The organism is Acinetobacter lwoffii, assembly GCF_024129715.1.
Taxonomy (GTDB): domain Bacteria; phylum Pseudomonadota; class Gammaproteobacteria; order Pseudomonadales; family Moraxellaceae; genus Acinetobacter; species Acinetobacter lwoffii_U.
In genome coordinates, this window is sequence record NZ_JAMXXM010000018.1 from 39835 (window position 1) to 51090 (window position 11256).

An 11256-nucleotide genomic window follows, 5' to 3' on the forward strand; every position below is an offset into this window, starting at 1 on the left:
TTTATAAACACTCTTTTTTTATGCCTTAAATAAAACAACACAGCAAATACGGGACAAAAAAAAGGAGTCTTTCGACTCCTTATAAAACCAAGATAAGACTACAGCATTTGGTATTCAAAAGAACTCATCCCCCCAGAAACATCATCAGTATAAGGCTTTGCTCACCGACGTGAGCAACTATAAGTGAAATCCACAGGACAATATTGACAATACAATCGTATTTTATTGACAAATCACGACAAAGCCCTGTTTTACTTCATAACCTGTGTATTTAACTGCTTCATTACCGTATTTTTTGCAGTATTTTTCGTCATTTTAGTGGAAGCATCGGCCGATTTAACTGGAAAATATTGCTCTGCCCAGCGGTTCAATTTTTTCGAGATCGGTGCAGGCAAGCTCAAACCTAAAGGATTCTGTTCCTGCAAATCTGCCGAGGAAATCACACGGGTACCAAGCAGATAATCAAACCAGGGCTTGGTGACGCACCAGTTGGCATCCTGATTACTATTCATATGATGATCATAATGCCAGGGTAATTTCTTTTTGGCCCATTCCGGTTCCAGATGAGCCCGGCGATGTAAATAATAATAGTTGCCTGCACTATACAGGGCGGCCAGTGACATGCCTTTGGAGAAGGGATAAAAACTGAGTCCAAAGACGGTCGCAACGACTGCCAGTGAGGCAATTTCATTGCGGGTACGCCAGTTGTCCAATCCTTCTACATAGCCGAAATCGGAAAATTCCGTTTTTCGCACAATCCGGTGATGCTCCCAATGTGAGCGCATACTCTCGGGTACCGGACTATAACGGCTCTGTCCCGGCTGGTGAACACCATGCAATACATATTTATGTGCAAACCATTCAAATCCATTTGCGACGACAAGTCCTGCCAGAAAACCTTTCCACATAATCTTTTACCTCTTGGTCTATTTTTAATATAGGCTAAATAAAAGACTAGATATTGACCAAAATATTCAATATGATTGACAAAATACGACAAAATAAAAGAATTAAAAATGCTGGTTCTAAAAAACTACGTAGGTTCAGTATACGGTGGTTTAGGACATTTACTTTTGGACTATTATCAGTTGAAACAGCTTGAAGTCCCTGAGAAATTATTGGCCATTCAAAATCTGGAACGCTTTGATTTCGCCTTGTGGCGTGATCTATTAACGACACTTGATCAACAGCTGCAACGACCGGCTTTAGGCTTGGAAATCGCCCAACTGGTTGAAGCTAAACACCTCGGTATTATTGGCTATCTGGCACTCTCAAGTGAGACCTTGGGTGAAGCCTTTATGCGCTATCATGATTATCATCGTCTGATTTATGATGGCGGCCCACTTCAGCTGCAATGGCAAGGCGATTATCTGTCGATTGGCTGGGTTGAAGTTCCCTTTCATCTGAATACCCAACTGACCGATGAAATCGCGATTGCGCTAATGACGGAATTCGTAAAAGCCAATGTTCAGAACCCGCACGGGGTTCAGTTATATGAAGTTCATTTCCAGCATGTAATGCCTAAAAATATTGCACTCTATGAGCAGTATTTCGGCTGTAAAGTCCGCTTTTCTCAAGCCAGAAATCAGGTATTGATGCATGTCAGTGAACTGTCCAGACCGCTAAAACAGGGCGACCAGACCTTGCAGAAACTGCTGATGCAGCAGGCCAAAGCACTCTTAGAAAAATTTCCGCACTCCACTCTGGTAGATCAACAGCTGCAACAGGCGATTCTGATTGGCCTGCAAAAAAACCTGTTCCAAATCGAGCATATTGCCGAGCAGATGAATTTTTCCGTGCGTCAGTTACAACGCCATTTGCAAAAACAGGGCAAAACCTATCAGCAACGTATGCAGGAAATCCGCTGCATGATGGCCATGCAATATCTGAAAGATCCGCACTTGAGCTTGCAGGAAACCGCCATGTTACTCGGTTATTCTGAACAGAGTGCTTTTCAGCGCGCCTTTAAGCAATGGACTCAACTGACGCCGCAGCAGTGGCGCCAACAGAATATGTCAGCCGCTTAAACCACCAGCATGTTGGTTTAATATACGGGCTTCAAGCAACGTTGATAATTTAAATCCCTTGTCCCTATGACCTAATAATAAATATAAAAATAAGGACTTAGAATATGGATAAATATCTTCCCGAATTGCTCGGCACGTTCTTGCTAGTGTTTGGAGATATTGTGGGAGCAGAAAATTAGGCTTTTTAATAAAAACCCTCTAAAAAGCCAGGATTTCCAAATACCATTTTTCTGCATGTTTCACATGGAGCATGCAGATCATCGCGCTTAAAAATGCTTATAAAAATGGATTTTCAATTTCATCCAGATCATCACGCTGAATTTTTTCTGGCAAGTCCTGCGTGTTTTCCAGTTGTTGTACCACATCATTCAGAAAAGCCTGCAAGGCTTTGGCCACTTTCAGTCCCTGCTGATCCTTGGTGATTTGCAAGTTGCCATACAGGCTGACGCAGTCCAGATCATTTTCCAAAGTCAGATCATGAATGGCATGGGATTCGCTGCCATTTTCAAATGCTTTAAACATATCCTCTTCACCTGTCTTTGTTATTTTCAATGAACGTCTGATGTCGATGCTACCCGAATCCCGGTTTTTTCAGCAAGCTTATTTCAACAGGTGCAAAATATATTGCAACAAGGCATCAATCAGCTGTTTCACAATGGCATCTTGCGTTGCATTGTCTATCGCACCGCCAGTCGCAGAGGAGGCCGAACTGCTTGAACCGGAAGACTTAAACTCGCGTTGTAATGCCTGCAGGTTTTCTTCAGAAACCTCTTCGGCACACTGACTTTCTGCATCCCAATTAGAGTATTCAATTTTCTGGTTGGCTTTTACGGCATTTCCAGTCAGTGGCAGCTTATAGGTATTGCGTTTCTGTTCTTCGGTAAGCTGCGGGAACAGGTTAATTCCAAGCTGTTCTTCCAGATAGCAGACACTGACAATACGCACTTTCAGTGAATTGTCATTCGGTGCATAGTAAGCACCAATAGCACCGGTTTTCGGCATATAAACCGCCTTATAGACCGCGGTTGGCACAATCACGCCATTGCCAATGGTTTTCAGCTTCTTCCCGGCAAAGACCGGCCCGGTTACCACATAAACATCCTGTTTCTGCTTGGTCACAATGGCACGAGTGGCTTCTTCCAGCTCACGCCAGACTTGCTGATTATTCTTGGGCGCTTGCGGCACCATATTGGCCAATGAAAAACTGTCAGACTGCGCAGCCTTGTTAGGCATATCCGCATTCGGCGCCATATGACCGCGGTCATAACCTGAACCGCGATAATCCGCCAATGTGGCACGATGCTTCGCACTGACCCGATCTTCTTCATGAAAATTATCTTCACGGGGAATTTTCTGGCTTAAGCGTGCTGGCGTTAAGGCTTCCGCCACCCAGAGCGGCGTTTTAGATACCCCGGAATAACCAACATTAAAGCCATTAAAACACAGTGAATAGCTGTCTTTTTTCAGACTGTCTTTTATCAAATATGGTGGCACATCCCGATAAAACTGATTCAGACAGGCAGAATAACTGGAGGAGGATAGCGACACCCACTGACTGATTTTTTCCTGGCCAAAAGCGATGGCGAAGCTACTCGAAGCCACCACGCCCAGAATGACTTTAATACTATTATCATTTAAAAACTGAAAAAAAGAGTTCTTGGGTTTACGCTGCTTCTTGGCCATTCTTACACGTACTTTTTAGATCAATACAGATTTTGACCGAGCTTAACAAGCTGTATAAGTGAAGTATATCTTGGCTCTACCATTCGTTTACTAAATAAACAATAAGTATCCAAAATCCCGGGCAGTTGTAACAAACTGTCTAATTTTATTTCTTTTTAAATGAGGTTTCTCGGTGTTTGCGTAGCTTTGTTTGGCTCAGTAGATTGAGTGTGTAAAGCTAACGGCCTATCTCAATTCGTACAATTATTAGCAATGGTGTCAATCATGAATTCCAAACTCTCTAAAGCATTAGGTTTAGGATTATTCACAAGTGTGATCAGCGTAGCTGCATTTGCTGAGCCACCGGTTCAACCAGGTGAAACACTTGAAAGCTTGTCTAAAGCTAAAATTAGTACCAAGGTGAATGGTCAGGAAGCCTCTTTAGAAAGCTTGGTGAACTCTGGTCAGATTCGTCTGGTCGATCCGCGTGCAGCAGCACCGCAACCAGCCATGCCAAACACACAGGCACCAATGCCCAATGATCCAGCAATGACTCAGGCACCAAATTCAGGTACTGTTTCTCCTCAACCACCTGTCACAGAACCAGGTATGAATGAAGCAGAGGTGCCGGCCAATCTGGTTGAACCAGCCACTGAATCAGAAGTAGAAGCCAGCACGTCTATGACGACGCCTCAACAACAACCAACACTGGAAGAACAACAAGCAGCTGTACCAGCAATGTCTGAAGAGCAACAGCAAGCAGCTATTGCTTCAGAACAACCGATGCCTGAAGCACAGCAACAAGCGGCTGTGACTGAAGCAGATGTGAGCAATGAACAAACTGAAATTGCAGCTCAATCTGATGCAGAGCCAGTACTGATGGAAGAACCTTTGAATGCTGCACCTGAAGTGCCGGCTGCGGTAGAACTCGAACAATAATCTGAAACTCATTTATTTATTGTTTCTCTCATAAAAAAACCAGAGTGTGCCTCTGGTTTTTTTTTATGCTTTTTATTTTATTTACATCTGAATCTGGGTGCCCAGCTCGACCACACGGTTGGGTGGAATTTGATAGAAATCACTGACCGGACTGGTATTGCGCTGCATAGAAATAAACAGCTTTTCCCGCCACGGTGCCATGCCCTCACCCACAGTATGCATAATCCGTTCACGTGAAATAAAGAAACTGATCTGCATCAGGTCATATTCAAAATCCCATTGCTCATAGGCCTGTTGTAAAGCTTCCGGAATATTCGGCTGATCCTTAAAACCATAATAGATAAACACCCGGTAAAAATGCTCACTCAGTTTTTCCAGTTCAATCCGGTCCTGCCTGTCAACAAAAGGAATATCCCGGGTAATCACCGTCAACATGATATTGCGTTCATGCAAGACCTTATTGTGCTTAATATTATGCAACATGGCATGCGGAACAATATTTGGTGTACCGGTCAGGAAAATGGCATCGCCTGGCACAAACTTGGTGCCTTCCCCCATCGAAATACTTTTAATAAACAGATCAATCGGCAAGGCATCCTGTTCCAGCCGGTTCAGTACCAACGCACGCCCGTCTTTCCAGGTCATGAGAATCGTAAACAGTACCGCACCAATCAGAATTGGCACCCAGCCACCCGAAGCGATTTTCAAGGACGTTGAGGCCACAAAGACTAAATCCAGTGCCAGGAATGGTACAGCAAATAACGCTACTTTCCAGACCGGCCAACGCCAGAAGCCATAGGCCAGAATCGAGATCAAAATGGTGCCGCAGAGCATGGTCATGGTCACCGCAACGCCATAAGCACTGGCCAGATTGGCACTATTTTCAAACAGTAAAATCAGGATCAGCACCGAGATAAACAACATCCAGTTAATGAAAGGCAGATAAATCTGGCCACGCTCCAATGCAGAGGTATGCTTGACTGACAGGCGCGGCAAATAACGCAATTGAATGGCTTGATTGACCATAGAAAATACCCCAGTAATGACCGCCTGTGAGGCAATCACCGCCGCTGCAGTCGCCAGTCCAATCATCGGAAATAAGGCCCAGTCGGGCAGCAGCATATAAAAAGGATTCGCCAGTGCTTCAGGACTACGCAGTAACAAGGCGCCTTGCCCGGCATAATTCAGCAATAAACATGGCAAGACAATAATGAACCAGGCCAGACGAATCGGCAGACGGCCAAAATGCCCCATATCGGCATAAATCGCTTCACCCCCAGTCATGGTCAGAATCACCGCCCCCATGGTCAGAAAAGCCACATAGGGCTGATCGACCACAAAATGATAGGCCCAGTAGGGATTCACCATCCACAGTACAAACGGGGTCTGGATGATGCTCCACAAACCAAAACCGCCAATCGACAAAAACCAGAGCATGGTTAAAGGTCCAAAAAACTTGCCCATCGTGGCTGTGCCGTGTCGCTGTACCATAAACAGTCCGGCCAAAATCCCGATGGATAAAGGCACCAGCCACTGATTGAAAATGGGCGTGGCAATACTCAGGCCTTCAATGGCTGAGAGCACGGAGATTGCCGGGGTAATAATCCCGTCACCGAAAAATAGCGATGCGCCGACAAAACCCAAAGCGATCAGGAATATTTTCTTTTGATCAGAGATTCGTGTGGTACGCAGGTTTAATGCCAGTAGTGACATGATCCCGCCTTCGCCGTTGTTATCGGCACGCATGATCACCATGACGTATTTAAAGCTGATGGTAAGCATCATGCACCAGAAAATCAGGGACAGGATGCCGAGTACAGAAGCTTCGCTAATGGCGAGGTGTGCGGTGAGGAAGCATTGGCGCAGTGCATAGAGCGGACTGGTACCAATATCTCCGAAAACGACCCCAAGCGCAGCCAGTGTAATCACTGGGAGAGCTGCCTTTTGTGCAGTGCTTTGCATATATTGTCTTCGTTTTTTAACAAGCATTTTTGCGAATCATAGCACCGCATTAAAAGTTTTTCTGCAAATCAATTGTTTCAGCTTGGCACAGCTGGTTTTTTTCGCTATTATCCTCGGCCTATGGTGAGGTGTCCGAGTGGCTGAAGGAGCACGCCTGGAAAGTGTGTAAACGTTTATAGCGTTTCGAGGGTTCGAATCCCTCTCTCACCGCCAAATTTGATTTCTACGGGACTGTACCGTAGTGCGAAAGGCTTAAATCTAAAGGGTTTAAGCCTTTTTTTACGCCTGTACACTACGGCGCAGTCCAGTAGTATCCCGACATAGTTGTCGGTACTTTTGACGGTATCTCATTAAAAACGACTATTAATGAGGGGAGTTTCGTTTTTTCCTGAAATTTATACCGTCAAATGAGGTTAAAAATTGGCTAAGCAATCCAACAAACTGACAGCTAAAACCGTTAAGAATCTAGCTTACGATCCTGAAAGCAGTAATAAGCATGCTGATGGTGGTGGACTATATCTTTTCATTCATAAGAACGGCTCAAAATATTGGCGTTTAGATTACCGCCGTCCAATCAGTCAAAAACGAAATACCTTAGCTTTGGGTGTCTATGATGAAGTCACCCTAGAGAAAGCACGTCTAAAACGTGATGAAGTAAAGCGTATGCTTGCCGATGGTATTGATCCCGCAGAGGAACGTAATCACCATCGAGATGAACTAAGAGCGAAGCTTGAGAATACCTTTGAAAAGTTTGCCCTTGAGTGGCTCAAGATTCGTGAGCTTGAAGGCAAAATAGACCGAGAAACAATCCGTAAACTCAACCGTGATATTTTGCCGTTTATTGGCAAATTACCTGTGACTGATTTAAGTGTCGAACAACTTGAGCGTGATGTAACGAATAGCCTTGTAGAGCGTGGTGCTCTTGAGTCTGCTCGCCGTGTCAAATCTATTATGGGCATGGTTTTAAAGCTTCCATTTAAACGCCGTCTGATCACGTATAACCCAGCTTATGACATCACCCTACCTTAAGCCTATTAAAGGTAATCATAACGCCGTAGTAAGCGAATCAGAGCTTAAAACACTGCTCCAAAAGATTTGGCGATATCATGCGGAGAGTCCTCGTGCACGATTAAGAACAGAGCTTGCATTGAAGCTTTCAGCATATATCTATCAACGTCCTAATGAGATCCGTGAATTGCTGTGGGAGCACGTCGATTTTGAGAATCAGCGTCTTTGCTTTCGTGCATCCAAAACTCACCAAGAACATATTGTTCCCCTCTCTCGTCAGGCTTTTGACATTTTGAAACAGCTTGAAGATATGCGGACAACTTCAGAATTTGTCTTTCCTAGTGTGAAGTCATCTCATGAAAGCATGAGTGAGGATACGATTCGTCAAGCACTCAATAGACTGGGCTATAAAGGTAAACACACGGCGCATGGCTTCCGAGCAACGGCGCGCACAATCTTAGGTGAAGAGCTTGAATATCGAGTAGATATTATTGAGCATCAATTAGCTCATACGGTACGTGATCCCAATGGTACTGCTTACAACCGTACTAAGTTTTTACGCCGTAGACGTGAGCTGATGCAGTTGTGGGCTGACTATTTGGATACTTTACGTCAAGGTGGAGACGTATCAGTATTTAAACCTGCAAATGACGGAAACTTAATCAAATTTACTCAATATAGCGCGGCTTAATCTAAATGAAATATTTAACCTTTAAAGACGTACAGCAAAGGCTCACCAATCATAAATCATTTGATATGAATGATTTCATTGATGCTTATTCATCAAAAGAGATCAAAATTTATTTAAAGCATAGCGGTTTTATCGTAAGAAACTCTATCGATTCAAATACCAATTTAATCAAAGGCTACTATGTTGATTCTGTTAAACCTTTCCGTGGACTTGTTGAACCTTTAGATGACATTACCAATCAAGATGTGGTTTCACTACTTCAAGGGAAGCCTATTACTATTAGCTATGTAACTATCAATGATGAAACTTACACACTCTTAAGAAATCTACCAACAGACCTAGATTTTTTGGATATTGAATTTTATGCTCAGTTATACAATAGTTTCGATTTTTTGATTGAAAAACAAAATTTTGAAAGTCTTTTCAATGCCGAAAGTTTACAGGATGCTCAAAGTGATCGATCAATTAAGTTAGAAAACACAAAACTATTAAGGATCATAGGTAGCATTCTTGTAGGCTTGGATAAATCTGAACGATATGGTGATCTATCTCAAAATAGTCTTTATGATTTAATGGCAAAAGCTGTTGATTTAGAAAAGCTTAGATTACGAGATAAAACAGTTAAGAATGTCTTTGCTCAAGCAAACAATGCTGTAGAGAACCATCTAATCCAAACAAAAAAATAATTCATTATCCCAATTAGGATTCTATTAATCCTAATTGGGATGCTTGTTACCCTTCATTTTTTTAATCTTCGTAACACAACGAGATACTCTCAACTGTTACGGAGAAATACCATGTCTGCCTGTATTAAACATACTAATCAGCGTTTACTACAACGTGAATTCTGGCGAATTTCAGAACTTGCCACGACCGCCGAACATAAAGCTCGAATTTACAAATCTAAAGACGGTACAACGCGAACGATTAAAGCTCGACCTGCAAATGAAGGCTTACTTCCTTTTGGTCGCTCGACCATCTATGACTTAGTCCGTAAAGGCGAGATGCCCGCACCTGTACGCTTGAGCGAGCGTGTTAGCGCATGGCGTACTGCTGACCTAATTGAATGGCTTGAATCAAAACAGTAATGCAAAACGAATTTTTTACAACTTGGGAAGCCGCAAGGTTTTTAGCCCAATGGCTACCTCTACGCTCTCAAAAGGCTTGGTATAGGTATCTGATGATTAATCCCTCTCAGTACCGACATCAAGATGGATACAAACTCAATGTCAAAGTCATCAACGGCGAGAGACGATACTCAACTGCTGTTCTTACAGCTTTCGTAAATGCTCATTTCAACAAAACCAAATGAGCCAAACAAGGAACATACAACATGGAAAAAATGACACAAACAATGACTCAGCTCAAAGATACATTGGTTCAAAACACACTGAACTCATTACTGAATGAGGGTCAAAGCTTATTTGATCTCACTACAGTACATGGAATTAAGCATGCAGTTCACTACTTCATTGAATATCACTTTCAACAGGGACTTGAGAGCGGTCAATATCATATTACCGATGTAGAAGACCATCCAGTAGATAACGGAGAAATTATCTAATGCTGTCTTCTATTATTTCTCATGAGCAGTCGGCTGAATTGTTAGAAGACAATGAGATTCTTCACAAATATGAATCCACAGCTTCTACAACCTACTTTTTAATTTTTCAGGGTCAGGAGGCTGTACTGATTAATACAGCCATTGAAAATTACTTCGTTACAACAGGACGTTAAAGCATGAGTTCATTAAGTAAAACAGAAGTCATCATGAAAGATGGCTCTACAGCCCTTGCGGTCGATGTACTAGATACACTTATTAGCTCTGAAGTCACAAATACCATTGCTCAAATCACTCATGAATATGATCTCAGCAACGCTAAAGACATCATGACCTTAAGTGAAATGATTGCTTATTACCTAGAAATCAGTACTGGTATCTATATTCATCCCAAACAAGTTACCGATGAATTCCAAAAACAATTGAAAGTCAGCTAAGCCCTGTCAAACAAACCAATAACAAAGGGGATGCTAAGCATCCCCTTTTCCATCTGATCCGCTACAAATAAGTCTCCTCGGCTCAAAGATACGCCGTTGAGCAACATGGAATAACTATGAATCAAGACCAATACTGCAATATTCTCTTTGAATCCTTCTATGAAGCAATGGCAACATGCGATGAACGAGCAATCAATATCGAGGGTGATAAGCTATTTAACTTTCTTGTGATGGATATGCTTCAGAACTCATCAGGAAGACCTTTAACATTTTCAGAAAGAACAGGAACGACCGAACTTCATACTTTCTTAGATGCTTACCAACGGCGTTTAGAAATCAATGCTGATGTTGCGGAAACCATTGAAGCTGAAATTTACAGCAGCATTTCTAGCTATAGTTTTGAAAAACACATGGACTTTAAAAATACTGAGCTTCAGGAAAACGGTTATTCAATTCATTTTAAGCCAATCCAAATCAAAGCCGTTATCGATTGGCTTGATCTTTCTTTTGAAGTAGATCCAAGCCGTTGTAGTTTCGCACATAAGCCTAATGCCCGAAGCTATATTAAAAGCTTTCTAACTATGAAGACAGGGAAAAAGCATTATGTGAAACATGATGAGAGTGATATCAATCAAGATGGCTTAATCTTTACCGTCCGTCTTCACGACATCAAAAGTAAAGCCGACTTGCTGATGATTGCTGATCTACTTGAGAAACAATACGGTGCAGAAATTTTCAGAATGAAGATCCGCAATATTGAGCTTTCGCTAGATTTCTATAATGCGAACAATAGAGGCTTACTATCTGCTTTGCATAAATCTCTTCGATACAAATCAACGGCGAACAACTTTAGAATTTACAAATATGTAAAAGCGGATATTAGGGCGTGTCCTCATTTGGCTTTACACCAAATAAATATGCAAGCAATGTAAATCATAGACTGGTAATTTCGTGCAAGCTTATCAAATC

At 42.5% G+C, this 11256-nt stretch carries 12 protein-coding genes, 1 tRNA gene and 1 pseudogene; 10 read left to right on the forward strand and 4 right to left on the reverse strand.

What is annotated here, in order from left to right; all coding sequences use genetic code 11:
- Positions 1-251: 251 nt before the first annotated feature.
- Complete coding sequence (locus tag NI462_RS11330; RefSeq protein WP_253147801.1) at positions 252-908, reverse strand: sterol desaturase family protein; 657 nt, start codon at positions 906-908, stop codon at positions 252-254.
- 108 nt (positions 909-1016) lie between these two features.
- Here NI462_RS11330 and NI462_RS11335 point away from each other — a divergent pair, with 108 nt between their 5' ends.
- Complete coding sequence (locus NI462_RS11335; RefSeq protein WP_253160646.1) at positions 1017-2027, forward strand: AraC family transcriptional regulator; 1011 nt, start codon at positions 1017-1019, stop codon at positions 2025-2027.
- Positions 2028-2303: 276 nt separating this feature from the next.
- Here the strand turns inward: NI462_RS11335 and NI462_RS11340 are convergent, their stop codons facing one another.
- Together NI462_RS11340 and NI462_RS11345 are read right to left on the reverse strand one after the other, a co-directional pair.
- Positions 2304-2549 (reverse strand): hypothetical protein, encoded by a 246-nt coding sequence (locus tag NI462_RS11340; protein ID WP_005105385.1) that lies wholly within the window; start codon positions 2547-2549, stop codon positions 2304-2306.
- Positions 2550-2627: 78 nt separating this feature from the next.
- The gene (locus NI462_RS11345; protein ID WP_253160648.1) at positions 2628-3710 is read right to left on the reverse strand and encodes a DNA/RNA non-specific endonuclease; all 1083 of its coding nucleotides are present in this window, start codon (positions 3708-3710) and stop codon (positions 2628-2630) included.
- 264 nt (positions 3711-3974) lie between these two features.
- Between NI462_RS11345 and NI462_RS11350 the strand changes: the two genes are divergently transcribed.
- Entirely contained in the window at positions 3975-4628 is a 654-nt protein-coding gene (locus NI462_RS11350) for a hypothetical protein (protein WP_004278668.1), read from the forward strand.
- An 81-nt stretch (positions 4629-4709) separates the two neighbouring features.
- Here NI462_RS11350 and NI462_RS11355 read toward each other — a convergent pair whose 3' ends face one another.
- Positions 4710-6590, reverse strand: a complete 1881-nt coding sequence (locus tag NI462_RS11355; protein WP_005105382.1) for a potassium transporter Kup — start codon at positions 6588-6590, stop codon at positions 4710-4712.
- Positions 6591-6712: 122 nt separating this feature from the next.
- Here NI462_RS11355 and NI462_RS11360 point away from each other — a divergent pair.
- From NI462_RS11360 to NI462_RS11395, 8 genes and pseudogenes are all read left to right on the forward strand, one after another.
- Positions 6713-6803 (forward strand) — tRNA-Ser (locus NI462_RS11360).
- Positions 6804-7010: 207 nt separating this feature from the next.
- Positions 7011-8289: pseudogene (locus tag NI462_RS11365) on the forward strand (tyrosine-type recombinase/integrase).
- Between the two features lie 5 nt (positions 8290-8294).
- On the forward strand, positions 8295-8975 hold the full coding sequence (locus tag NI462_RS11370) for a hypothetical protein (protein ID WP_253160650.1): 681 nt from the start codon (positions 8295-8297) through the stop codon (positions 8973-8975).
- 111 nt (positions 8976-9086) lie between these two features.
- Complete coding sequence (locus tag NI462_RS11375) at positions 9087-9377, forward strand: helix-turn-helix transcriptional regulator (RefSeq protein ID WP_253160652.1); 291 nt, start codon at positions 9087-9089, stop codon at positions 9375-9377.
- A 266-nt stretch (positions 9378-9643) separates the two neighbouring features.
- Positions 9644-9853, forward strand: a complete 210-nt coding sequence (locus NI462_RS11380) for a hypothetical protein (protein ID WP_253160654.1) — start codon at positions 9644-9646, stop codon at positions 9851-9853.
- The gene (locus tag NI462_RS11385) at positions 9853-10026 is read left to right on the forward strand and encodes a hypothetical protein (RefSeq protein ID WP_171488065.1); all 174 of its coding nucleotides are present in this window, start codon (positions 9853-9855) and stop codon (positions 10024-10026) included. The genes NI462_RS11380 and NI462_RS11385 overlap by 1 nt, the downstream gene beginning before the upstream one ends.
- Before the next feature lie 3 nt (positions 10027-10029).
- Complete coding sequence (locus NI462_RS11390; RefSeq protein ID WP_087540182.1) at positions 10030-10287, forward strand: hypothetical protein; 258 nt, start codon at positions 10030-10032, stop codon at positions 10285-10287.
- A gap of 116 nt (positions 10288-10403) precedes the next feature.
- Positions 10404-11219, forward strand: a complete 816-nt coding sequence (locus NI462_RS11395) for a hypothetical protein (RefSeq protein ID WP_253160656.1) — start codon at positions 10404-10406, stop codon at positions 11217-11219.
- The last annotated feature ends 37 nt before the right edge of the window (positions 11220-11256 follow it).